Source organism: Pseudescherichia sp., assembly GCF_031998825.1.
Classification (GTDB): Bacteria; Pseudomonadota; Gammaproteobacteria; order Enterobacterales; family Enterobacteriaceae; genus Pseudescherichia.
Genome location: NZ_DAMACX010000029.1, coordinates 30680 through 54705 on the forward strand (window position 1 = coordinate 30680; position 24026 = coordinate 54705).

At 47.2% G+C, this 24026-nt stretch carries 22 protein-coding genes; 21 read left to right on the forward strand and 1 reads right to left on the reverse strand.

Features of this window, described 5'->3' with window-relative positions; genetic code table 11:
• Position 1 precedes the first annotated feature (1 nt).
• The 20 genes from RTP97_RS13980 (at position 2) to ugd (ending at position 21694) form a co-directional block, all read left to right on the forward strand.
• The gene (locus tag RTP97_RS13980; protein ID WP_312414639.1) at positions 2-1480 is read left to right on the forward strand and encodes an MOP flippase family protein; all 1479 of its coding nucleotides are present in this window, start codon (positions 2-4) and stop codon (positions 1478-1480) included.
• A 25-nt stretch (positions 1481-1505) separates the two neighbouring features.
• The gene (gene wcaK / locus RTP97_RS13985; RefSeq protein ID WP_312414641.1) at positions 1506-2783 is read left to right on the forward strand and encodes a colanic acid biosynthesis pyruvyl transferase WcaK; all 1278 of its coding nucleotides are present in this window, start codon (positions 1506-1508) and stop codon (positions 2781-2783) included.
• A complete protein-coding gene (wcaL, locus tag RTP97_RS13990; RefSeq protein ID WP_312414642.1) occupies positions 2780-4000 on the forward strand; it encodes a colanic acid biosynthesis glycosyltransferase WcaL in 1221 nt (406 codons plus the stop codon). The genes wcaK and wcaL overlap by 4 nt, the downstream gene beginning before the upstream one ends.
• A 13-nt stretch (positions 4001-4013) precedes the next feature.
• Positions 4014-5414 carry a colanic acid biosynthesis protein WcaM gene (gene wcaM / locus RTP97_RS13995; protein ID WP_409455947.1) on the forward strand — a complete coding sequence of 467 codons (1401 nt, stop codon included), beginning with the start codon at positions 4014-4016 and terminating at the stop codon, positions 5412-5414.
• 182 nt (positions 5415-5596) lie between these two features.
• Positions 5597-6592: an NAD-dependent epimerase/dehydratase family protein gene (locus RTP97_RS14000; RefSeq protein ID WP_312414643.1), complete on the forward strand. Its 996-nt coding sequence runs from the start codon at positions 5597-5599 to the stop codon at positions 6590-6592.
• Positions 6593-6807: 215 nt separating this feature from the next.
• Entirely contained in the window at positions 6808-7710 is a 903-nt protein-coding gene (gene galF / locus RTP97_RS14005; RefSeq protein ID WP_312414644.1) for a GalU regulator GalF, read from the forward strand.
• Between the two features lie 370 nt (positions 7711-8080).
• Positions 8081-9163, forward strand: coding sequence for a dTDP-glucose 4,6-dehydratase (gene rfbB, locus RTP97_RS14010; RefSeq protein WP_312414645.1), 1083 nt, complete (start codon positions 8081-8083; stop codon positions 9161-9163).
• Between the two features lie 2 nt (positions 9164-9165).
• Positions 9166-10065 carry a dTDP-4-dehydrorhamnose reductase gene (rfbD, locus tag RTP97_RS14015; protein ID WP_312414648.1) on the forward strand — a complete coding sequence of 300 codons (900 nt, stop codon included), beginning with the start codon at positions 9166-9168 and terminating at the stop codon, positions 10063-10065.
• Positions 10066-10115: 50 nt separating this feature from the next.
• Positions 10116-10994, forward strand: coding sequence for a glucose-1-phosphate thymidylyltransferase RfbA (gene rfbA, locus RTP97_RS14020; RefSeq protein WP_312414651.1), 879 nt, complete (start codon positions 10116-10118; stop codon positions 10992-10994).
• Positions 10995-10997: 3 nt separating this feature from the next.
• Complete coding sequence (rfbC, locus tag RTP97_RS14025; protein ID WP_312414654.1) at positions 10998-11546, forward strand: dTDP-4-dehydrorhamnose 3,5-epimerase; 549 nt, start codon at positions 10998-11000, stop codon at positions 11544-11546.
• A 2-nt stretch (positions 11547-11548) separates the two neighbouring features.
• On the forward strand, positions 11549-11968 hold the full coding sequence (locus RTP97_RS14030) for an FdtA/QdtA family cupin domain-containing protein (RefSeq protein ID WP_312414657.1): 420 nt from the start codon (positions 11549-11551) through the stop codon (positions 11966-11968).
• A complete protein-coding gene (locus RTP97_RS14035; RefSeq protein ID WP_312414688.1) occupies positions 11946-12413 on the forward strand; it encodes an acyltransferase in 468 nt (155 codons plus the stop codon). Before RTP97_RS14030 ends, RTP97_RS14035 begins: the two co-directional genes overlap by 23 nt.
• Positions 12403-13509 carry a DegT/DnrJ/EryC1/StrS family aminotransferase gene (locus RTP97_RS14040; RefSeq protein ID WP_312414659.1) on the forward strand — a complete coding sequence of 369 codons (1107 nt, stop codon included), beginning with the start codon at positions 12403-12405 and terminating at the stop codon, positions 13507-13509. The genes RTP97_RS14035 and RTP97_RS14040 overlap by 11 nt, the downstream gene beginning before the upstream one ends.
• On the forward strand, positions 13506-14774 hold the full coding sequence (locus RTP97_RS14045) for an O-antigen translocase (protein WP_312414661.1): 1269 nt from the start codon (positions 13506-13508) through the stop codon (positions 14772-14774). Before RTP97_RS14040 ends, RTP97_RS14045 begins: the two co-directional genes overlap by 4 nt.
• On the forward strand, positions 14761-15621 hold the full coding sequence (locus RTP97_RS14050) for a glycosyltransferase (RefSeq protein ID WP_312414664.1): 861 nt from the start codon (positions 14761-14763) through the stop codon (positions 15619-15621). Before RTP97_RS14045 ends, RTP97_RS14050 begins: the two co-directional genes overlap by 14 nt.
• A 21-nt stretch (positions 15622-15642) precedes the next feature.
• A complete protein-coding gene (locus tag RTP97_RS14055; protein ID WP_312414667.1) occupies positions 15643-16977 on the forward strand; it encodes an O-antigen polymerase in 1335 nt (444 codons plus the stop codon).
• On the forward strand, positions 16967-17842 hold the full coding sequence (locus tag RTP97_RS14060; protein ID WP_312414670.1) for a glycosyltransferase family 2 protein: 876 nt from the start codon (positions 16967-16969) through the stop codon (positions 17840-17842). Before RTP97_RS14055 ends, RTP97_RS14060 begins: the two co-directional genes overlap by 11 nt.
• Positions 17839-18678 (forward strand): glycosyltransferase, encoded by an 840-nt coding sequence (locus tag RTP97_RS14065; protein ID WP_312414673.1) that lies wholly within the window; start codon positions 17839-17841, stop codon positions 18676-18678. The genes RTP97_RS14060 and RTP97_RS14065 overlap by 4 nt, the downstream gene beginning before the upstream one ends.
• 189 nt (positions 18679-18867) lie before the next feature.
• On the forward strand, positions 18868-20274 hold the full coding sequence (gndA, locus tag RTP97_RS14070) for an NADP-dependent phosphogluconate dehydrogenase (protein WP_312414675.1): 1407 nt from the start codon (positions 18868-18870) through the stop codon (positions 20272-20274).
• Between the two features lie 253 nt (positions 20275-20527).
• Positions 20528-21694, forward strand: coding sequence for a UDP-glucose 6-dehydrogenase (gene ugd, locus RTP97_RS14075; RefSeq protein ID WP_312414677.1), 1167 nt, complete (start codon positions 20528-20530; stop codon positions 21692-21694).
• Between the two features lie 52 nt (positions 21695-21746).
• Here the strand turns inward: ugd and RTP97_RS14080 are convergent, their stop codons facing one another.
• On the reverse strand, positions 21747-22751 hold the full coding sequence (locus tag RTP97_RS14080; protein ID WP_312414680.1) for an NAD-dependent epimerase: 1005 nt from the start codon (positions 22749-22751) through the stop codon (positions 21747-21749).
• A 190-nt stretch (positions 22752-22941) separates the two neighbouring features.
• Between RTP97_RS14080 and wzzB the strand changes: the two genes are divergently transcribed.
• Positions 22942-23934, forward strand: a complete 993-nt coding sequence (wzzB, locus tag RTP97_RS14085; protein ID WP_312414682.1) for an LPS O-antigen chain length determinant protein WzzB — start codon at positions 22942-22944, stop codon at positions 23932-23934.
• Positions 23935-24026 lie beyond the last annotated feature (92 nt).

Genomic DNA, 24026 nt, shown 5'->3' on the forward strand with positions numbered 1-24026 from the left:
TGTGAGCCTGAGAGAAAAAACCCTGAGCGGGGCCAAATGGTCGGCGATGGCCACCGTCACCATCATTGGCCTCGGGCTGGTACAGATGACCTGGCTGGCGCGCATTATCGACAGCCATCAGTTTGGTCTGCTGACCGTGGCGCTGACGATTATCGCGCTCGCCGATACGCTGTCTGATTTCGGCATCGCCAACTCGATTATCCAGCGTAAAGAGATTAGCCAGCTGGAGCTGACTACCCTCTACTGGCTGAATGTCGGGCTGGGGCTGCTGGTCTGCGTGGCGATGTTCCTGCTGAGCGATACCCTGGCCCGAGTGCTGCACAACCCGGACATCGCCCCGCTGATCAAAACGTTGTCGCTGGCCTTTGTGGTGATCCCCCACGGCCAGCAGTTCCGTGCTCTGATGCAAAAAGAGTTAGAGTTCGGCAAAATTGGCGCAATCGAAACGCTCTCTGTGGTAGCGGGTTTCAGCGTGACGGTGATTGGCGCGTGGTTCTGGCCGCTGGCGATGACCGCCATCGTCGGCTACCTGGTTAACACCGCCGTACGCACCCTGCTGTTTGGCTTCTTCGGCCGCAAAATCTACCGTCCCGGCCTGCACTTCTCCCTTGCCTCGGTCAGCGCTAACCTGCGTTTCGGGGCGTGGCTGACGGCGGATAGCGTCATCAACTACATCAACACCAACCTCTCCACGCTGGTGCTGGCGCGTATTCTCGGGGCCAGCGTTGCCGGGGGCTATAACCTCGCCTACAACGTGGCGGTGGTGCCACCGATGAAGCTTAACCCTATCATCACCCGCGTTCTGTTCCCGGCCTTCGCCAAAATTCAGGACGATACGGCCAAGCTGCGGCTGAACTTCTACAAGCTGCTGTCGGCGGTGGGGATCATCAACTTCCCGGTGCTGCTGGGCCTGATGGTGGTCGCCAATAACATGGTCCCGCTGGTGTTTGGCGAAAAGTGGCGCGGCATTATCCCTATCCTGCAGCTGCTGTGCATTGTCGGCCTGCTGCGCGCTGTGGGGAATCCGATCGGCTCCCTGCTGATGGCCAAGGCGCGGGTGGATATCAGCTTTAAGTTTAACCTGTTCAAAACCGCGCTCTTTGTGCCCGCTATTATTCTCGGCGGTCAGATGGCGGGGGCGCTGGGGGTCACTCTGGGCTTCCTGCTGGTGCAGATTATCAATACCGTTCTTAGCTATTTCGTGATGATCAGGTCCGTGCTTGGCCCAAGCTATCGCCAGTATGTGCTTAGCCTCTGGCTGCCGTTCTACCTCTCGCTACCGATGCTGGCGGTGAGCTACGGGCTGGGGCTGGCGCTGAGCGGCCATCTGCCGCTGGTGACTCTGCTGATTGTCCAGATCGCCGCGGGCGCGCTGACGTTCGCGGTCACCCTCGCGCTGTCGCGTAACGCGCTGGTGGTGGAGATCAAACGCCAGCTTTGCCGCAATGAAAAATTAAGAACGCTCCTGCGGGCAGGTTAATCCTATTTCGTTTAATGAGGTCACAATGAAACTATTGATTCTGGGCAACCATACCTGCGGGAACCGTGGCGACAGCGCCATCCTGCGCGGCCTGCTGGACGCAATTTCCGTGCTGGAGCCAGATGCCGAAGTGGACGTGATGAGCCGCTACCCGGTCAGCTCCTCCTGGCTGCTGAACCGCCCGGTGATGGGCGATCCGCTCTACAGCCAGATGAAACAGCACAACAACGCCGCCGGGCTAATGGGGCGGGTTAAAAAGGTTCTGCGCCGCCGCTACCAGCATCAGGTGCTGCTCTCTCGGGTCACCGACAGCGGCAAGCTGCGCAACATCGCCATCGCCCAGGGCTTCACCGATTTTGTCCGCCTGCTAGCGGGCTATGACGCCATTATTCAGGTCGGCGGCTCGTTCTTTGTCGATCTGTATGGTGTGCCGCAGTTTGAGCATGCCCTCTGCACCTTTATGGCGAAAAAGCCGCTCTATATGATCGGCCACAGCGTCGGTCCGTTCCAGGATGCCCAGTTCAACCAGCTGGCAAACTACGTGTTCGGCCACTGCGACGCGCTGATCCTCCGCGAGCGCGTCAGCCTGGAGCTGATGGAGCACAGCCAGATCACCACCGCGAAAGTTGAGCAGGGGGTGGATACCGCCTGGCTGGTGGATCACGACGAGGCATTCGTACCGAGCTATGCGGTGGCCCACTGGCTCGACGTGGCGGCAAAAGAGAAGACGGTTGCTATTACCCTGCGCGAGCTGGCCCCCTTCGATAAGCGGCTTGGCACCACCCAAAAAGCCTATGAGAAAGCCTTTGCTGGGGTGGTCAATCGCATTATTGATGCGGGCTATCAGGTACTGGCGCTTTCCACCTGCACCGGCATCGACAGCTACAACAAGGACGATCGCATGGTGGCACTCAACCTGCGTGAGCACGTCAGCGATCCCTCGCGCTATCACGTGGTGATGGACGAGCTAAACGACCTGGAGATGGGCAAAATCTTTGCCGCCTGCGATTTGACAGTGGGCACCCGTCTGCACTCAGCGATTATCTCGATGAACTTTGGCACGCCGGCGATTGCTATCAACTACGAACACAAGTCGGCGGGCATTATGCAGCAGCTAGGGATGCCGGAGATGGCGATCGATATTCGTCATCTGCTGGACGGATCGCTGGAGTCGATGGTGGCCGATACGCTTGGCCAGCTGCCGGCTCTGGAGCAGCGCCTCAGCGATGCCGTGGCTCACGAGCGGCAGCACGGCATGGAGATGGTGGAGTCGGTGCTGAAGCGCGTCCGGGAGGGAAAATGAAGGTCAGCTTCTTTTTGCTCAAGTTTCCCCTCTCATCTGAAACCTTCGTGCTGGATCAGATCGTCGCCTTTATAGAGATGGGCTACGACGTCGAGATTGTGGCGATGCATAAAGGGGATCTGAGCAATACCCACGCGGCGTTCCAGCACTATCGGCTGGCGGAGAAGACCCACTGGCTGCTGGACGAGCCGCAGGGCAAGCTGGCGAAGCTGCGCTATCGCGGCGCGGCGCTGCTGCGCGGGGCAGGGCGGGGCGCAACCTGGCGGGCGCTGAACGTCGGACGCTACGGGGCCGAAGCGCGCAACCTGATTCTGGCGGCGATGTGCGGCCTCGCGCCGCGCACGTTCCATGCCGACGTCTTTATTGCTCACTTTGGCCCGGCGGGCGTTACGGCGGCCAAGCTGCGCGAGCTGGGCGTACTTAACGGGAAAATCGCCACCGTATTCCACGGCATCGACGTCTCCAGCCGGGCGGTGCTTAGCCACTATACGCCGGAGTATCAGCAGCTTTTTCGCCGGGGCGACCTGATGCTGCCCATCAGCGAACTGTGGGCCGGGCGGCTAATGAATATGGGCTGTCCGGCGCATAAGATTGCCGTCTCACGCATGGGCGTTGATATGTCACGCTTCTCCCGGCGGCCTGTGCAGGCCCCAGCGAACCGGCTAAATATCATCTCTGTGGCCCGCCTGACCGAGAAGAAGGGGCTACACGTGGCCATTGAGGCCTGTCGCCTGCTTAAAGAGCGGGGCATCGATTTTCACTACCGTATTCTGGGCATCGGGCCATGGGAGCAGCGCCTGCGCGGTCTGATCGCCAAATATGATCTTCAGGAGATGATTGAGATGCCGGGCTTCAAGCCGAGCCACGAGGTGAAGGCGATGCTGGACGAGGCCGATATCTTCCTGTTGCCTTCGGTCACCGGTGCGGATGGCGACATGGAGGGGATCCCGGTGGCGCTGATGGAGGCGATGGCGGTGGGCCTGCCGGTGGTTTCCACCGTACACAGCGGCATTCCCGAGCTGATCGACGCCGATCGGTCCGGCTGGCTGGTACCCGAGAACGATCCCGAGGCGCTGGCGGATCGGCTGACGGCGCTGAGCGCTATCCAGCAGGAAGCGCTGGCCCCGGTCGTGACGCGTGCGCGGGAGAAAGTCGAAACCGAGTTCAACCAGCAAATCATTAACCAGCGGCTTGCCACGCTGTTGCAAGCGCTTTAAGCCAGAGGGTTATATGCCAGATATCCTACTCTCCCGCCGCCGCTTTATTGGTGCAGGCTCTGCCCTGGCGGCGCTGCCCCTGCTGCACTCGCCGCTGCTGCAGGCCCAGGAGTCCAGCAGCGTTGATATCCGCCGCTACCTAAAAAATGACGTTATCGCCGCCTTTAAGCAGGCCTTTGCCGAGGCCAGTACGGTGCTGGTGCCGGCGGGCGCGATCTGCGAAAACATCAATACGGCTATTTTTATCCCGGCGGGTAAAACGCTGCTGATCCGCGGGGCGCTCAAGGGCAATGGCCGGGGGCGCTTCGTGTTGCAGGATGGCTGTCGGGTACGGGGTGAAGAGGGCGGGAGCCTCTATAACATCACCCTCGACGTGCGTGGCTCGGACTGCACTATCGAGGGCGTGGCGATGAGCGGCTACGGTCCGGTAACCCAAATCTATATCGGTGGTAAAGAGAAGCGGGTGATGCGCAACCTCGTCATCGATAACATTACGGTGACCAAAGCTAACTACGCCATTCTGCGCCAGGGCTTTCACAACCAGATCGACGGAGCGCGCATCACCAACGGTCGTTTCAGCTATCTGCAGGGGGACGCTATCGAGTGGAACGTGGCGATCAACGATCGTGACCTGCTGATCTCCGACCACGTCATTGACCACATCGACTGTACCAACGGCAAAATTAACTGGGGCATCGGCATCGGGCTGGCGGGCAGCACCTATGACAACGACTACCCGGAAGACCAGGCGGTTAAGCATTTTACCGTTGCCAACATTACCGGCAGCCACTGCCGCCAGCTGGTGCACGTTGAAAACGGCAAGCACTTTGTCATCCGCCACATCACCGCCACGGATATCACCCCCGACTACAGTAAAAAAGCGGGAATTGATAACGCCACGGTTGCCATTTACGGCTGCGATAATTTCGTTATCGATGATGTAAAAATGCGCAACAGCGCTGGAATGTTAATTGGTTACGGGGTCATTAAAGGCAATTATCTTTCGATACCGCAAAACTTTAAACTCAATGCGATCCATTTAGACAATAGTGGCCAAACGCGGAAATTACGCGGGATCCAGATCTCATCAGGGAATGCAACCTCGTTTGTCGCGCTGACCAACCTCAATATTCAGCGCGCGTCGCTGGAGATACATAATAAGCCTCAGCACCTGTTTATGCGTAATATTCAGGTGATGCAGGAGGCGGCCACCGGCCCGGCGCTGAAGCTCCATTTCGACCTGCGCAAGGACGTGCGTGGACGCTTTATGGCGAAGCGGGACACCCTGCTTTCGCTGGCGAATATTCATGCTGTGAATGAAAAAGGGCAGAGTTCGGTGGATATTGACCGACTCGATCAGCACGTCGTGAATACGGAACGGCTGAATTTTACGCTTCCTTCCAAAGTGCGATGAGAAGCGTAGGCATGTGTCATCAAGTCTAATGTAACCCCTAAAATTTGTTACTGAACTCCGTGAATTTAGTGTTTATAATCCATGCCACTATTTTGCAATATTTGTCTCGTCAATAGCGGTGCCTCAGGGAAGAATGCGATTACCGGAGGTTTGCCAAACACACATAACGCATTGAGTGGTATATGAACGATAAAGTTTTGTTTATTGGCGCATCTGGTTTCGTTGGGACTCGATTGATCGAGATTTCTCGGACCGAGTTTGACGTTACTAACTTCGACAAACAGCCGAGTCATTTCTACCCAGACATTACCGTTTCCGGTGATGTTCGTGACCAGGCGCAGCTCGCTCAGGCGCTTGCAGGTTTCGAAACCGTAGTACTGCTCGCTGCTGAGCACCGTGATGATGTTAGCCCTACATCGCTCTACTATGATGTAAACGTACAGGGCACACGTAACGTACTGTCAGCAATGGAAAAAAATAACGTTAAGAACATTATTTTTACCAGTTCAGTGGCTGTGTATGGTCTTAACAAAGTCAATCCTGATGAATCTCATCCACATGATCCTTTTAACCATTACGGTAAAAGCAAATGGCAAGCGGAAGAGGTGCTGCGTGAATGGTTTAATAAGGCCCCACAGGAAAGGTCTTTGACCATTGTCCGTCCGACGGTCATCTTCGGTGAGCGCAACCGCGGGAATGTTTATAACCTGCTGAAGCAAATTGCAGGGGGTAAATTCGCCATGGTGGGCGCTGGCACAAACTACAAATCAATGGCTTATGTTGGCAACATTGTTGAGTTCATCAAGTACAAATTGACCAACGTTAAGCCTGGCTATGATGTTTACAATTACGTTGACAAGCCAGATCTGAATATGAATCAGCTGGTGGGTGAGGTTGAAAAAAGCCTTAATAAAAAAATTCCATCGGTCCACCTTCCATACCCTCTGGGTATGTTAGGGGGGTATTGCTTTGATATTCTGAGCAAAGTGACGGGCAAGAAATACGCAATAAGCTCTGTGCGTGTGAAGAAATTCTGTGCAACGACGCAGTTCGATGCGACTAAAGTGCACGGTTCTGGTTTCAATGCGCCGTATACATTATCACAGGGGCTGGACCGTACTCTGAAGTATGAATTCGTCCATGAGAAGCAAGATGACATCACCTTTGTATCTGAATAACGTTTAAGGGCTGCGATTTGTCGGAAACACGAGACTAATCGTCTTTCTGACGTAGGTTTCCGACAATTCTGGATCACACTTGAGTTGTAATGAGGTTAAGTAGTGTGAGTTTAGGCTCTAAACGTAATTTGCATTCGGCGTTGTACATTTCATTTATCAGGCGGTTTTCCTGATCGGGTCTATACTTCGTCAACCATTGTAAGGTGGAAGAGATAATGATTAATTTGAAAGCGGTTATTCCGGTAGCGGGTCTGGGGATGCATATGCTGCCTGCCACCAAGGCGATCCCTAAAGAGATGCTGCCGATCGTCGATAAGCCAATGATCCAATACATCGTCGACGAAGTGGTTGCTGCAGGGATCAAAGAGATCGTTCTGGTTACCCACTCATCTAAAAACGCGGTAGAAAACCACTTCGATACCTCTTATGAGCTTGAAGCTCTGCTGGAACAGCGCGTTAAGCGCCAGTTGCTGGCGGAAGTGCAGTCCATCTGCCCGCCGGGCGTGACCATCATGAACGTGCGCCAGGCACAGCCGCTGGGTCTGGGCCACTCCATTCTCTGTGCGCGTCCTATCGTCGGTGATAACCCGTTCGTGGTGGTGTTGCCGGATATCATTCTGGATACGGCGAGCGCCGATCCACTGCGCTATAACCTGGCCGCGATGGTAGCCCGCTTTAACGAGACCGGCCGCAGCCAGGTGCTGGCGAAACGCATGAAGGGCGATCTCTCTGAGTACTCTGTGATCCAGACCAAAGAGCCGCTGGATAGTGAAGGTAAAGTGAGCCGCATTACTAACTTTATCGAGAAGCCGGATCAGCCGCAGACGCTGGACTCTGACCTGATGGCGGTAGGACGCTATGTCCTGTCGGCAGATATCTGGGCAGAGCTGGAGAAGACCGAGCCGGGCGCGTGGGGCCGTATTCAGCTTACTGATGCCATTGCCCGACTGGCAGAAAAACAGTCGGTTGATGCGATGCTGATGACCGGCGACAGCTACGACTGCGGTAAGAAAATGGGTTACATGCAGGCGTTTGTGAAGTACGGTCTGCGTAACCTGAAAGAAGGGCAGAAGTTCCGCGACAGCATCCAGAAGCTGCTGAGCCAAAACCAGGCCTAAGTCACACTTAAGTACTATTAATAAAATTTGATGGCAGGAGATCGTTCATAACGCAGTTTCTGTTTGCGGTGAACAATCTCTTGCCGTTTTCGTTTTACAACCCCCAAATTCTTGTAGATCAAGGGGTTGTGTTGATTATTCATACAATAAAACGCTAAGAATTTTCCTTGTTTCTCTACGCGTTTAAGATGACAATTAGCATCTGATCTATCGCCCATCTTACATAGGTTGGGCGCGAGTTAGTGCATAATTTGGTTCAGGCCAGTCCACAGGTAGCTGTAGAGCCTGGGGCGGTAGCGTGCCTGCTTACCCTATCACCGCATCTAACCCGCAACATACCTCTTCTTCTTGAATTGACGGAATTGATAGCGTGAAAATCCTTGTTACTGGTGGAGCGGGTTTTATTGGCTCTGCGGTCGTCCGACATATTATTAAAAATACCCAAGATTCCGTTGTGAATGTTGATAAATTGACTTACGCCGGTAATCTGGAATCGCTTGTTGACGTTGCCGATAGTAATCGCTACGCCTTTGAGCGTGTGGATATTTGTGATGCTGCTGAGGTGGCGCGCGTATTTGCTGAGCATCAGCCTGACGCAGTCATGCACCTGGCGGCCGAGAGCCATGTTGACCGCTCCATTACCGGCCCGGCTGACTTTATTGAAACTAACATTGTGGGTACCTACGTTCTGCTGGAAGCCGCCCGTGCTTATTGGCTGACGTTGAGCGATGAGGCGAAAAAAGCGTTTCGCTTCCACCATATCTCGACCGATGAAGTGTATGGCGATCTGCCGCATCCGGATGAGCATCCGCAGGACGCGGCTCTGCCGCTCTTTACTGAGCAGACCGCCTACGCCCCAAGCAGTCCTTACTCTGCGTCGAAAGCCTCCAGCGATCATCTGGTGCGTGCATGGCGTCGTACCTATGGCCTGCCGACCCTCGTAACCAACTGTTCTAACAACTACGGCCCGTATCACTTCCCGGAGAAGCTGATCCCGCTGGTGATCCTTAACGCACTGGAAGGTAAACCGCTGCCAATCTATGGCAAAGGCGATCAGATCCGCGACTGGCTCTACGTTGAAGATCATGCCCGTGCCCTCTATACCGTTGTCAATCAGGGCGAGCCTGGCGAGACCTACAACATCGGCGGCCATAACGAGAAGCAGAACCTGGACGTGGTGCATACCATCTGCGACCTGCTGGACGAGATCGTGCCGAAAGAGGGCTCTTATCGGGACCAGATCACCTATGTGTCAGACCGTCCGGGTCACGATCGCCGCTACGCTATCGATGCTGATAAAATTAGCCGCGAGCTGGGTTGGAAGCCGCAGGAGACCTTCGAATCCGGTATTCGTAAGACCGTCCGCTGGTATCTGGACAACCAGCAGTGGGTAGACAACGTGAAAAGCGGCAGTTACAAAACCTGGATCGAGCAGAATTACGGGGAACGTTAATCATGAATATTCTGCTGTTTGGTAAAACGGGCCAGGTAGGTTGGGAGCTGCAGCGTGCGCTGGCGCCGCTGGGTAACCTGATCGCCCTTGATGTTCACTCAGAGAATTACTGCGGCGATTTCAGTAACCCTGAGGGGATTGCGCAGACCGTGCGGTCGATTAAGCCCGACGTCATTGTTAATGCTGCTGCACATACGGCAGTAGATAAGGCTGAGTCTGAGCAAGCCTTTGCGCAGTTACTCAATGCGACAAGCGTTGAGGCGATAGCAAAGGAAGCAGCACAGATCGATGCCTGGGTGGTTCATTACTCTACCGATTACGTTTTTCCCGGCAATGGGGAAACCCCATGGAAAGAGACTGACGCTACTGCGCCGTTGAACGTTTACGGCCAGACTAAGCTTGAAGGTGAACAAGCGCTGCAGGCGCACTGTCCAAAACATCTGATTTTCCGCACCAGTTGGGTCTACGCTGGCAAAGGTAACAACTTTGCCAAAACCATGCTGCGTTTAGCAAAAGATTGCGCTGAACTGTCGGTGATCAATGATCAGGTTGGCGCACCAACGGGCGCGGAGCTATTGGCAGATTGTACTGCGCATGCTATTCGCGTAGCGATGGCTAAACCCGACGTTGCTGGCCTTTATCATTTGGTCGCGTCAGAAACAACAACCTGGTACGACTATGCTGCTCTGGTATTCGACGAGGCTCGCAAAACGGGTCTGGAGCTGGCAATTCAGAAGCTGAACGCCGTTCCGACAACCGCCTATCCTACTCCGGCCCGTCGCCCACACAACTCACGCCTGAATACTGAGAAGTTTCAGCAGAGTTTTGGCCTGGTGCTGCCCGCCTGGGATGTTGGCGTTAAGCGGATGCTCGCCGAACTGTTTACAGCCCAGTCTATCTAATTATTCAATAAATGCCCTGGCAAGGGCATTTTGTGTTTATAGAGAAAAAAATGAAAACACGTAAAGGTATTATTCTTGCCGGCGGTTCCGGCACGCGTCTTTATCCTGTCACCATGGCGGTCAGCAAGCAGCTGCTGCCGATCTATGACAAGCCGATGATCTACTACCCGCTCACTACCCTGATGCTGGCGGGTATCAAAGATATTCTCATCATCAGCACGCCGCAGGATACACCACGCTTTGAGCAACTGCTTGGAGACGGTAGCCAGTGGGGATTGAACCTTCAGTATAAAGTGCAACCGAACCCGGACGGCCTGGCACAGGCCTTTGTCATTGGCGAAGAGTTCATTGGCAATGATAGCTGTGCGCTGGTACTGGGCGACAATATCTTCTACGGCCACGATCTGCCGAAACAGCTTGAGTCTGCGGTCAATAAAGGCGAAGGCGCAACGGTGTTTGCCTATCATGTTCAGGATCCTGAGCGCTACGGCGTTGTCGAATTTGACAAAACGGGAACGGCTATTAGCCTGGAAGAGAAACCGCTTGAGCCGAAAAGTAATTATGCGGTTACCGGTCTCTATTTCTATGATAACGATGTGGTTGAAATGGCGAAAAATCTCAAGCCATCAGCCCGCGGCGAGCTGGAAATTACCGATATCAACCGCATCTATCTGGAACAGGGCCGTCTCTCTGTTGCCATGATGGGGCGGGGCTATGCATGGCTGGATACCGGCACCCACCAGAGCTTGATCGAAGCCAGTAACTTTATTGCCACTATCGAAGAGCGGCAAGGATTGAAAGTAGCCTGTCCGGAAGAGATTGCATTCCGTAAAGGGTTTATCGATGCAGAGCAGGTGAAAAAACTGGCTGAGCCGTTGAAGAAAAACGCGTACGGTCAATATCTGCTGAAGATGATTAAGGGTTACTAGGCAATGAATGTTATCAAGACAGATATCCCTGACGTCCTGATTTTTGAGCCAAAGGTGTTTGGTGACGATCGCGGATTTTTCTTTGAAAGTTTTAACCAGCAAGTATTTGAGCAAGCTGTAGGACGTACGGTAAATTTTGTACAGGATAATCACTCTCGTTCATCAAAGGGCGTATTAAGAGGACTGCATTATCAACTCGCTCCGGTTGCCCAGGCAAAACTAGTCCGCTGTCTACGCGGCGCCATTTATGATGTCGCCGTTGATATACGTAAAAACTCTTCAACCTTCGGAAAATGGGTTGGTGTTGAGCTAAGTGCCGAAAATAAGAAGCAGATATGGATACCGGAAGGGTTTGCGCATGGATTTATTGCATTAGATGATGATAGTGAAATCCTTTATAAAACAAATAATTATTATGCCAAAGAATACGAAAGAGCAATTATCTGGAATGATGACCAATTAAAAATTGATTGGCCAATAAATCCTATTACAATATCAGAAAAAGATGCTCTGGCACTCGTGTTTACAATTGCAGATAAATTTAGCGAGTAAAAATGGATATCAAAATTATACCATTGCAAGCACATGGTGACGATCGTGGATCTCTTATAGCTCTTGAGGAAGATAATAATATTCCGTTTGAGATTAAGCGTGTGTATTACATGTTTAATACAAAAGAGGGAGTGCGAAGAGGACTTCATGCACATCGTAAGTTAAAACAAGTGGCTATAGCTGTTCGCGGCTCTTGTCGATTTGTTCTTGACGATGGTGCAGAACGAGTTGAAATTCTCCTGGATAACCCAGGGCAAGGATTACTTATCGATTCATGCTTGTGGCGCGAAATGTATGATTTCTCTAAAGACTGCGTACTGATGGTACTGGCAGATAGCCATTATGATGAGGACGATTATATTCGCGATTATGATGATTTTTTGAGGATCGCCAATAATGATAAAAATACATCCATTGAGTGATGTTAATTCGAAAGAAATAGGTGATGGGACTCGCATATGGCAATATGCAGTGGTCTTTAATGGCGCTAAAATTGGTAAAGATTGCAATATTTGTGCGCATACACTTATCGAAAGTAAAGTCATTATTGGCGATCGAGTCACCCTGAAATCAGGTGTCTATATTTGGGACAATATTACAATAGAAAATGATGTTTTTGTTGGACCATGCGTCGCGTTTACAAATGACAAATTTCCACGTTCAAAGCAGCATGATAAACCATTTGATTCAATTTATGTTAAAGAAGGTGCTTCCATAGGTGCAAATGCAACTATTTTACCAGGAATCACGCTTGGAAAAAAATGCATGATTGGAGCGGGTTCAGTCGTGACTAAAGATGTTCCTGATTATGCAGTTGTATACGGAAATCCGGCCAAAATTATGGGTAATGTTAAAGATGAAAATTAATTTCCTTGATTTGCAATCAGTTAATGGGCGTTATGAACAAGAACTTAAACAAGCCTGTGCTAGAGTCATCGAATCAGGATGGTACATCGCTGGGAAAGAACTTGACGTATTTGAAAAAGAGTTTGCAGCATGGTGTGGTGCCAAGCATTGTATAGGTGTGGCCAATGGGCTTGATGCATTAATACTCACCATTCGCGCCTGGAAACTGCTCGGACTGTTAAAAGAAGGTGATGAAATACTCGTGCCTGCTAATACGTATATTGCAACAGTATTGGCAATTACTGAAAATGGCTTAAAACCGATTTTTGTTGAACCGGATATTAACACTTTTAATATTTCCCTAGCTGGAATTAAAGAAAACACTACTGAAAAAACTAAAGCTATCATCGCAGTTCATCTTTACGGTCGTATTTGCCCGATGGATGAAATAATGGATTATGCTCTTGATAAAGATTTACTTGTACTAGAGGATTCAGCGCAGGCCCACGGTGCAAGCATAAATGGAAAGCGTGCCGGAAACTGGGGTAATGCTAGTGGTTTTAGCTTCTACCCAGGGAAAAATTTAGGGGCATTAGGTGATGCTGGCGCTGTGACAACTAATAATGATGAACTGAATCAAGCGTTACGTGCTCTACGAAACTACGGTTCCTATAAGAAATATGAGAATATTTACAAAGGTGTCAATAGTCGTTTAGATGAAATTCAGGCGGCTATGTTACGTGTAAAACTTAACTATCTCGACTCAGATACCAGCATTCGTCAACATATTGCTAAAAAATATATCAATGGAATAACTAACCCAGCAGTTGTTCTACCAAATAATGAAGTCGCGGAACAAAGTGTATGGCATCTTTTTGTAATTAAAACAAAATATAGAAATGAATTATCTGCGTTTCTTAGTGCAGCAGGCATAAGCACATTAATTCACTATCCGATTCCGCCTCATAAGCAAACTGCATATGTTGAATATAACATGCTTACACTTCCTATTACAGAATCAATACATAATGAAGTTCTTTCACTCCCGATGGATCCGACGATGACTGATGAAGATGTTGATTACGTAATTCAGAAGTTAAATGAGTTCCAGTTATGAAAAAAATGTTAAGTGTAACATTTTTTACAGGTTTACTTACTTTAAGCAGAATGATGGCCGGTTTTTTAGTTTCAAAAATCATTGCGGTATATACCGGCACCACAGGCATGGCAGTACTTGGACAAGCTCAAAATTTAATAACTATGCTTAACGGCATTGTCAATGCGCCAACAAGTAGTGCAGTTGTGCGATATACTTCTGAATATTGCGATAGAGGTTTTTCTGCATGTGCGCCTTGGTGGCGCGCTTCGACACAGTGGGCCTTGATTTTTTGCGTATCTCTTATTCCTACAGGAATTATTTTATCTAAACATATTTCACTGTGGCTGTTTGAAGATCCAAATTATAGTTGGTTAGTATGTGTAATGTTCATTGTTCTTCCATTTTCAGCATTATCTACGGTAATTAATTCTGTTATTAATGGGCAGCAACAATATAAAAGATATATAACATTAGGTATCCTGTCTGTACTTATTTCAACCATTGTGATGGTTACACTAATTATCTTTTGGGGAATAAATGGCGCATTGATTGCTGCATCAATACAATCTGCTCTGATTGGTATTGTTATGTTGGTTTTATGTCTTAGTCAACCATGGATGAAAATAAATTTATGGTTGGGAACTGTAAGTGCAGAACATAGGCTCAAAGTTGGAGGATATATCCTTATGGCTTTAGCTTCAGCAATTAGTATGCCTTTAGCGCTTATAGCAGTACGAAAAATTATAATAACTAATGATGGCTGGGAAGCTGCTGGGCAATGGCAGGCTGTATGGAAAATATCTGAAGTATACCTTAGTGTTATGACAATGGCACTTGGTATTTATTTCCTGCCTCAATTAGCTAAATTAAAAACATACATCGAGATTCGACGCGAAATAAATAATACTGCATTGATAGTTGTCCCTATAGTAATTCTGATGGCCGTATGTGTTTATTTATTAAGAGACTTGGTGATTACCATTCTATTTACCGAGCAATTTAGAGGGGCCAGAGATTTATTTGCCATACAGCTTGTCGGTGATGTTCTTAAAATCGCCAGTTGGCTTTATGCATATCCAATGATATCTCGTGGTGCAACTAAATGGTTTGTTGGAAGTGAAATGTTTTTTGCCGTATTACTGGTAGTAATTACTTCAATATTAGTTCCTCACCTTAACACACAAGGCGCTAATATTGCTTATTTAATTAACTACGCTTTTTATTTTATTTTCGTGCTTACTGCGATGAAATATATTGTTAGAGATAATAATGGAAACGGTTAACATTCCTAAAGTAAGTATTTTAATACCTTGTTTCAATCATGAAAAATATCTTTTAGAGTGTTTGAATAGCTTGTTGCTAGCATATTCAGGAGAGCTCGAAATAATTATATGTGATGATGGTTCAAAAGACAACTCAATAAAAATTATTAATAACTTCATCACTCATAATAAATTAAAAGGTATATCCTTCACTTTTCTTAAACATACTGAAAATAAAGGTGTGTCTGCAACTCTGAATGAATGTTTAAATTACACATCATCCGAATATATATATATCATAGCAAGTGATGATTATCTTGTGCCTGGCGGATTAACCACAGCGATTGATGTCATGAAATCTAATGATGTTGATGCGGTTATTAGTGACTGTAATGTAGTAGATGACAAGGGCTCAATGGTCTCAGATAGTGCTTTTTTTAAATATAGAAGTTCTTCTCCCAAAAGGATTATTAAAAACTTGCCCGAAGAATTAGTTTTTAATTGGGTTGTACCGGGGCCATCGTTACTTTTAAAGAGAAGTGTATATGATAAAATTGGTTATTATGATGAAGATTTGATGGCTGAAGATCGAGATTTTTATTTAAGATTAACCTCGAAGGTTAAAGTCTTTTTTAATTCCAAGATTATTGCTAATTATCGTGTGCATAATTCAAATTTCAGCAAAAGTAATATTTACTTGGATAAGAGAAATCATGAGTTTGCAATTGTAAATTATAGAGCTTCTGGTCTTTACACCGGTCTTGCTGCTTGGTATCTAAGTAGCTATAAAATGGATATTTTAGGTTTACATAAATTGCCTCGTGCATTAAGGAAAATACTACGTGTTGCTTATATTTTAACTCATTAAATTAAGTTTGGCGAGGGCGCTGTGTTATCAATTTTCGCAATTGTCTTTTTTACTATTTTATTTTTCTTGATTACTAATTTATTGTATAAATTCGCAGGTATCCGGTTGAGGGGGATTACTGCTCATCCGATATCACTACTTGTAATAATCCAGTTTTGTATATTTTCATTTCCTGGGGTACTAGGAATTTCTTTCTTTGGGATCGAATCAGAAAGATATTCAGGCATTTCAGAAGGGGTTCGATTTGAAATCGGCCTATGGTACATTTATTCAGTCATTATTTTCTTATGCATTAATATATTTTTTTTAAAAATCTTTAATTGTAACAACTATAATAGGCTAGTAGCAACCAGCATTGATTTAAATACTGCTAAAAGGTATGCACTAATTATTGTCTCAATAGCATTGTTTGCACTTTTGGCTAAGTTATTTTTTTCTAAAACACCGCCGCTTTTTTATTTAATCGCTGGCAATGCTGAAATGGCATATAATGCAAGAATTGATATTCAGACTAACCCTCAAAGCTATTATTTACCCTATATAAGTAATATCATTTCTTTACTATCAGTTTTCCAATTCTATTTTGTTTTCTATATTTACAGTTTTTCTTCTCGAAGAGGAAAACGTGCTTTATTCCTATTATTTATTTCATTTGTTCTTGCTGTAATAGAATGTCTTTATGAAACTCAAAAAGCTCCAATTGTTTTTCTTTTCTTAGGTGTGGTTTTTATACTTTACCTAAGGAATCAAGCTATTATGAAATTAATTTTTATGTTTTCTATTGTAGCAATTATGGTGGTAATTCTACAGGCGTATGTTATTGATGCTAATTTATATGATGCCTTCAACACTTCATTAGATAGATTTATTTTTGGGCAAAACCAAGGTTTTTATCATATTATTAACTCCATAAAACCTGACGAAAAATACTGGTTCAGTAGTTTTTATTTTATTGAACGGTTAGGTATTAGCCCTTCAAGGGCCGATGTTGATGTAATTCCCTACATTAACATATATAAGAATGTTGATGTTGTAAATGTTAATAGCTATTATTTGGGTGAGGCGTGGTCAATGTTTGGTTATTATGGCTTGATCTTTTCACCTATAGTTGTTGGATTTTCTTCTGCTTTTTTTATAAAAGTAATAGATCTTCTAATAGGGTGTGGGAAAATATTTTTTATTCCTTTTTTAATTTATATCGTACCAGAATTTAGAATTAACCAAGCTTTTAACTACTTCCTTTTTGGTAAGGAGTTTGTATTTAAGCTTCTAATGGTAATGTTTATTGTTTTGGTTGTTGTTACTTTAGAAAAAATTAGATTTAACGTCAATAAATGGAATCAACGTGAACACTAAAGTTATTTCGATTATTACTGCATACAATCCAGATCATTCACAGTTGAATAACTTAATTAGTAATTTGCTCAAGCAAACTGATCAGGTTGTTATTTGCAATAATTCCGATCCTAAAGAAGATTTAGGTAAGTTTGTAGACAATCAAAATATACATTTGATTAATTTTAGTGAGAATCTTGGTATTGCTAAAGCACAAAGCATTGGTATGCAATGGGCATTCGATAACGGTGCCGATTTCGTTTTACAAATGGATCAGGACAGCACGCCACATGAGGACATGGTCCAACAGCTTTTGCATTGCTATCTTGAAATGAGTGCAGCAGGCCGCAACCCTGGGCTGGTTGGCGTTCAGGATTATGATAGAGTTACCGGTGAAATCAATAAGGCCCGAGTGAAAAAAGGAACGGCCATTACTGATAATTACTATGACGTTGATAGCACCTTAAGTTCAGGAAGTCTTATTCCTAAAAAAGCCTGGGAAGCAGTTGGTGGGATGCGAGACGATCTCTTCATTGATGCAGTCGATCACGAGTACTGTTGGAGATTGAGGCATGCAGGCTTTAAAATTATTCGTAATAAGAATGCGCTTCTTGCCCATCGGCTGGGCGATGGCCGTTTTAAAATCATGAATCTTATATCGGTTGGCATGCCAAGTCCTTTCAGACACTATTATGCAACCAGGAATATATTTCTTTTACTTAGAGAAAAACATGTTCCGCTATTTTGGAAAGTATCAAGCCTGATCAAATTAGCCGGAAAGGTTGCATTTTATCCCATTTTCTTACCAAAAGGTAAAGAACGTTTATCCTTCTTTCTTAGAGGCATAAAGGATGGTCTGGCAGGTAAAAGAGGGATATTAAAATGATGCCTTTAAGTTCGGATTTTTCGGTGCTAATGAGTGTTTATAAAAATGATAATCCCGAGCATTTAAGCATAGCGCTAAATTCTATCTATCAAGAACAAACACTCAAGCCTCAACAAGTGGTCATTGTTGCCGATGGTGAATTAACATTAGAACAGTTATCTATCATTTCAAATTTTACGAAAAGCGTTAACAACGATGTCGTAAAGTTCGTTCAGCTTCCCCAGAATAGGGGGCTGGCTAAAGCACTTAATGAAGGTCTAACCCACTGTCGCTATGAGATTGTTGCAAGGATGGATTCTGACGATATTGCTTTGCCATCCCGGTTTTATAAACAGATACACTATATGGCAACGAATCCAGATGTGGATGTTTGTGGAACTCTAATCGATGAAATAGAGACAGATTCGGGTGAGTATATATCAACCAGACGAGTGCCACTTACTCACAACGAGATCAAGATTTTTGCCCGCAAAAGAAGCGCCGTAAGCCATCCGTCTGTTGTTTTCAAAAAAAGCAAAGTGCTCGCAGTTGGCGGTTACCCGCTGTTTAGAAAATCGCAAGATTTCGCATTATGGAGTTTGCTGCTTGTAAACAATGCCGTGTTTGCTAACCTTGACGAAGTACTGCTCAGGATGCGCACCGGCCGTGATTTAATGGCAAGGCGTGGATTGTCATATCTTAAGTACGAGTATCAGGTCATGTTATTTCAACGCAAAATCGGTTTTATCACCACTGCTGAATTTATTCAATACGCTTCAATTCGTACCGTTTTTCGTATACTTCCGGAACGTTTCAAGAAAATGCTCTACGCTGTGGTGCGAAAGAAGCAAGGCTAGGAATGCTCATTTTAGTGTTGAATATGCATACAAACTGGTATGAAAACACACTCATTTTTATTGCATAACATAATAATGGCCTCTTGCGCCAAATTAGCTACTACCCATGATAACGTTTCCTGAGTTAACATCAGTGATACATTCAAGCCGCGCGTAAGTCGCGGTGACCACACCTGACAGGAGTATGTAATGTCCAAACAGCAGATCGGCGTTGTAGGTATGGCAGTGATGGGGCGCAACCTGGCGCTTAACATTGAAAGCCGTGGTTACACCGTTTCCGTTTTCAACCGCTCTCGTGAAAAGACCGAAGAAGTGGTTGCCGAAAACCCGGGCAAAAAACTGGTTCCGTTCTATACGGTTCAGGAGTTCGTTGAATCGCTGGAAACTCCACGTCGTATTCTGTTAATGGTGCAAGCAGGCGCTGGCACAGACTCGGCTATCGACTCCCTGAAACCTTATCTTGATAAGGGCGACATCATCATCGATGGTGGTAACACCTTCTTCCATGACACTATTCGTCGCAACCGCGAACTCTCTGCTGAAGGCTTCAACTTCATCGGTACCGGTGTTTCCGGCGGTGAAGAGGGTGCTCTGAAAGGCCCATCTATTATGCCTGGTGGTCAAAAAGAGGCTTACGAGCTGGTTGCACCCATTCTGACGAAGATCGCGGCGGTTGCGGAAGACGGCGAGCCTTGCGTTACCTACATCGGCGCTGACGGTGCCGGTCACTACGTGAAGATGGTGCATAACGGTATCGAATACGGCGACATGCAGCTGATTGCTGAGGCTTACTCACTGCTGAAAGGCGGCCTGAACCTCTCTAATGAAGAGCTGGCCCAGATCTTTACCGAGTGGAACGAGGGCGAGCTGAGCAGCTACCTGATCGATATCACCAAAGATATCTTCACTAAAAAAGATGAAGAGGGTAAATATCTGGTAGATGTGATTCTGGACGAAGCAGCGAACAAAGGTACCGGTAAATGGACCAGCCAGAGCTCGCTGGATCTTGGCGAGCCGCTGTCACTGATTACTGAATCTGTATTTGCGCGTTACATCTCCTCTCTTAAAGAGCAGCGCGTTGCGGCCTCTAAAGTGCTGTCTGGCCCATTGGCTCAGCCAGCTGGCGATAAAGCCGAGTTCGTTGAGAAAGTACGTCGCGCCCTCTATCTGGGTAAAATCGTCTCCTATGCCCAGGGCTTCTCTCAGCTGCGTGCCGCATCTGAAGAGTACAGCTGGGATCTTAACTACGGTGAAATCGCGAAGATTTTCCGAGCTGGATGCATTATCCGCGCCCAGTTCCTGCAGAAAATCACCGACGCATACGATGAAAACGCGGCTATTGCCAACCTGCTGCTGGCCCCTTACTTCAAGCAGATCGCTGACGATTATCAGCAGGCTCTGCGTGACGTAGTAGCCTATGCTGTACAGAACGGCATCCCAGTGCCGACCTTCGGTGCTGCCGTTGCTTACTACGATAGCTACCGTTCCGCTGTGCTGCCTGCCAACCTCATCCAGGCCCAGCGCGACTACTTCGGTGCGCATACCTACAAGCGTACCGATAAAGAAGGTGTGTTCCACACGGAATGGCTGGATTAATCTGATTTAACTCGGTCCAATATTTAGGCCCGGTGTGAATAACCGGGCTTTTTTTATCGCTTTTATCCCTATTTTGTCTTGCCTTGCATAATCTGGTCGCGATATGGCAGCAAAGTTTCGTCTGTTTTCTGATTATCCCTTCAAACTATCCGTCTTGACAGCCAATAAACATAAGGGGTAAAAACTCAGCAGTTATTTATTGCGGTGGCGCTGTCGTCGCCTCCAGACACTCATACTTGAAGAAGTTGAACCAATGAAAATAACAATTTCCGGAACAGGCTATGTCGGTCTTTCAAATGGTGTTCTGATTGCACAAAACCATGAGGTGGTCGCGTTAGACATTGTGCAAGCCAAAGTGGACATGCTGAACCAGAAGATCTCTCCCATTGTCGACAAAGAGATTCAAGATTATCTGGCCAATAAGCCGCTGAATTTTCGTGCGACGACAGACAAAGAAGATGCCTACCGTGATGCGGACTATGTCATCATCGCGACGCCCACTGATTACGATCCAAAAACCAACTACTTTAATACTTCCAGCGTAGAAGCCGTCATTAGAGATGTCACAGCGATTAACCCGCATGCGGTCATGATCATTAAATCCACGATCCCCGTGGGTTTTACACAGTCGATTAAAGAAGAGCTGGGTATTGATAACGTCATCTTCTCGCCTGAATTCCTGCGTGAAGGCAGGGCGCTATATGATAATTTGCATCCATCGCGGATAGTGATTGGAGAGCGTTCAGAGCGTGCAGAGCGTTTCGCTGCGCTGTTGCAAGAAGGCGCTATCAAGAAAGACGTTGATGTGCTGTTCACCGACGCTACCGAAGCCGAAGCGATTAAACTGTTCGCCAACACCTACCTGGCGATGCGTGTAGCCTATTTTAATGAACTGGATAGCTATGCAGAGAGCCTCGGACTGAACACCAAACAAATTATTGAAGGGGTTTGTCTCGATCCGCGCATCGGTAATCATTACAATAACCCCTCTTTTGGCTATGGTGGTTACTGCCTGCCAAAAGATACCAAGCAACTACTGGCAAATTATCAGTCTGTACCCAATAATCTTATTTCGGCGATTGTTGATGCCAACCGGACGCGAAAAGATTTTATTGCCGATGCTATTTTGGCTCGTCAGCCGAAAGTGGTTGGCGTCTATCGCCTGATAATGAAGAGCGGCTCTGATAATTTCCGCGCATCCTCTATTCAGGGGATTATGAAAAGGATAAAAGCCAAGGGTGTTCAGGTCATTATTTATGAGCCTGTGATGAAAGAAGACGATTTTTTCCATTCTCGTGTGGTACGCGACCTGGACGCATTTAAGTTGGAAGCGGATGTTATCATCTCTAACCGTATGGCAACGGAGCTAGTAGACGTTGCGGATAAGGTATATACCCGCGATCTTTTCGGCAGTGATTGATTATGTTAGTTTGAAAAGCGTTTAAAGCCCGGCGATGCCGGGCTTTATGATTTTAGACTTTATAAAAGTCGCGATACCAATCGACGAATTTCTTGACGCCATCTTTGACGGAAGTCTGCGGTTTAAAACTGATTACCTTGTAAAGTGCCTGGGTGTCAGCGCTGGTCTCTAGTACATCGCCTGGCTGGATCGGAAGCATATTTTTTTCTGCTGTAGTGCCTAACGCCTCTTCCAGTGCGGTGATGTAATCCATTAATTCGACAGGCGAGCTGTTACCTATGTTATATACACGATACGGTGCAGAACTCGTGGCGGGTGAGCCGGACTCAACAGTCCACTCCGCGTCTGCCTGAGGGATCTTATCCTGCAGGCGAATGATAGCTTCAGCGATGTCATCAATGTACGTGAAGTCGCGTTTCATCTTGCCGTAGTTATAGACGTCAATACTTTTGCCTTCAATCATCGCTTTCGTAAACTTGAACAGCGCCATATCCGGGCGGCCCCAGGGGCCATACACCGTAAAGAAACGCAGGCCAGTAGTCGGCAGGTTGTAAAGATGAGAATAGGTATGCGACATCAGTTCGTTTGCTTTTTTAGTCGCAGCGTAGAGCGATACCGGGTGGTCCACCGAATCATCGGTCGAGAAAGGCATTTTGCGATTCAGGCCATAAACGGAGCTGGAGGAGGCATACAGCAGATGCTGAACTTTATTATGACGGCAGCCCTCAAGCACGTTGAGGTGGCCGATAAGGTTCGCGTCAGCATAAGCATGTGGATTTTCCAGCGAATAGCGCACCCCAGCCTGCGCGGCCAGATGGATCACTCGATCGAATTTCTCATCGGCGAACAGCGTCTCCATACCTTTGCGTTCGGCAAGATCGAGCTTATGGAACGTGAAGTTTTTGGATGCCAAAAGCGCCAGTCGTGCCTGCTTAAGGCTCATCTCATAATAGTCGTTCAGATTATCAATCCCGACCACCTGGTGTCCCGCAGCCAGAAGACGTTCACTAACATGAAAGCCGATAAAGCCTGCAGCCCCAGTGACAAGAAATTTCATAAAATCCTCTTTGTTTACAAATATCCCAATGCGTTTAGCGCAAAAGGCCGTAGCTCATCATACCTCTAAGCGTTGAGTTAGCAAAACTTCGCCTCTCTGCTCATAACTCGACGGATTCTTATAGAAAAATTGCCAGTAAGCGATACACTATCCAAACAATATTTTGTGCTTTTAACCGTTTAAGGATTCTATGACGCAGAACAACAGTAATGGATCTAGTCGTAACGAGGACCTGGAGCAGTTTGATCTTGTTGATTTACTAGCACAGCTTTGGCGTGGGAAGTGGATAATTGCGGCTTTTGTCGTTATTGCTGTTATTCTGGCTGGAGTCTACATCGCTACGGCTCAAGAAGAATGGACCTCCACTGCGATCGTTGCACAGCCTGATGCCGCACAGGTTGCCACCTATAGTAATGCCCTGAATATTGTTTATGGAAGTGCTGCGCCTTCGATGTTAGACACGCAAGTACGCGCTATTGAGCGTTTCAATTCTGCATTCTCCGCATTAGCCGCGACACTTGAGAATCAGGAAGAACCTCAAAAGCTGACAATAGAACCGTCAGTCAAGGGTCAGTCGCTGCCGCTCAAAGTGACCTACGTTGGTGAAACGGCAGAAGCTGCGCAAAAGCAGCTGGCACAGTATATTCAACAGGTGGATGAACAAACCGCAAAAGAGCTTAGCGTTGACCTCAATGATAATATTAAACAGCAAACTAAAAATCTGAACGATTCACTACAGAATCAGGAAAAGGTTTCTGAGGATCAGAAAGCGTTGCGAATTAAACAGATTGCAGAGGCGTTGAAATTTGCCCAAGCGGCGAACATTACATCGCCGCAGATTCAACAAACACAGGATGTTACTCAGGATACTATGTTCCTTCTGGGCAGCGAGGCGCTAACCTCAATGATTCAGAATGAAGCATCGCGACCACTGGTGTTCTCTTCAGCTTATTATCAGACAAAGCAAAATCTTTTGGACATTCAGGATTTGAACGTTGATTCGGATACCATTCATGTTTATCGCTATGTTATGAAGCCGGATTTGCCCATCCGCCGTGACCGTCCCAAACGTCTGGTCACACTTATCTTGGCGGTATTGCTGGGCGGTTTGATTGGTTCTGGCGTGGTGCTTGCACGTAACGTATTTCTGGATGCTCAGAGTAGAGGCCGATCTAATGCATGATAAAAAAAGACCGGGTCTCCCCGGTCTTTTTTACTTGTGTGACCCGTCCTGAATAGCGTTGACACATTTTACTCATACACTGAGGAAAATGT

Coding starts and splice junctions, on each gene's coding strand:
- wcaL (WP_312414642.1), top strand. CDS start 2,780: ATGAAGGTCAGCTTCTTTTTGCTCAAGTTTCCCCTCTCATCTGAAACC.
- wcaM (WP_409455947.1), top strand. CDS start 4,014: ATGCCAGATATCCTACTCTCCCGCCGCCGCTTTATTGGTGCAGGCTCT.
- gndA (WP_312414675.1), top strand. CDS start 18,868: ATGTCCAAACAGCAGATCGGCGTTGTAGGTATGGCAGTGATGGGGCGC.
- galF (WP_312414644.1), top strand. CDS start 6,808: ATGATTAATTTGAAAGCGGTTATTCCGGTAGCGGGTCTGGGGATGCAT.
- RTP97_RS14080 (WP_312414680.1), bottom strand. CDS start 22,751: ATGAAATTTCTTGTCACTGGGGCTGCAGGCTTTATCGGCTTTCATGTT.
- RTP97_RS14050 (WP_312414664.1), top strand. CDS start 14,761: ATGGAAACGGTTAACATTCCTAAAGTAAGTATTTTAATACCTTGTTTC.
- RTP97_RS14040 (WP_312414659.1), top strand. CDS start 12,403: ATGAAAATTAATTTCCTTGATTTGCAATCAGTTAATGGGCGTTATGAA.
- rfbA (WP_312414651.1), top strand. CDS start 10,116: ATGAAAACACGTAAAGGTATTATTCTTGCCGGCGGTTCCGGCACGCGT.
- RTP97_RS14045 (WP_312414661.1), top strand. CDS start 13,506: ATGAAAAAAATGTTAAGTGTAACATTTTTTACAGGTTTACTTACTTTA.
- ugd (WP_312414677.1), top strand. CDS start 20,528: ATGAAAATAACAATTTCCGGAACAGGCTATGTCGGTCTTTCAAATGGT.
- RTP97_RS14065 (WP_312414673.1), top strand. CDS start 17,839: ATGATGCCTTTAAGTTCGGATTTTTCGGTGCTAATGAGTGTTTATAAA.
- RTP97_RS14000 (WP_312414643.1), top strand. CDS start 5,597: ATGAACGATAAAGTTTTGTTTATTGGCGCATCTGGTTTCGTTGGGACT.
- wcaK (WP_312414641.1), top strand. CDS start 1,506: ATGAAACTATTGATTCTGGGCAACCATACCTGCGGGAACCGTGGCGAC.
- rfbD (WP_312414648.1), top strand. CDS start 9,166: ATGAATATTCTGCTGTTTGGTAAAACGGGCCAGGTAGGTTGGGAGCTG.
- rfbC (WP_312414654.1), top strand. CDS start 10,998: ATGAATGTTATCAAGACAGATATCCCTGACGTCCTGATTTTTGAGCCA.
- wzzB (WP_312414682.1), top strand. CDS start 22,942: ATGACGCAGAACAACAGTAATGGATCTAGTCGTAACGAGGACCTGGAG.
- RTP97_RS14030 (WP_312414657.1), top strand. CDS start 11,549: ATGGATATCAAAATTATACCATTGCAAGCACATGGTGACGATCGTGGA.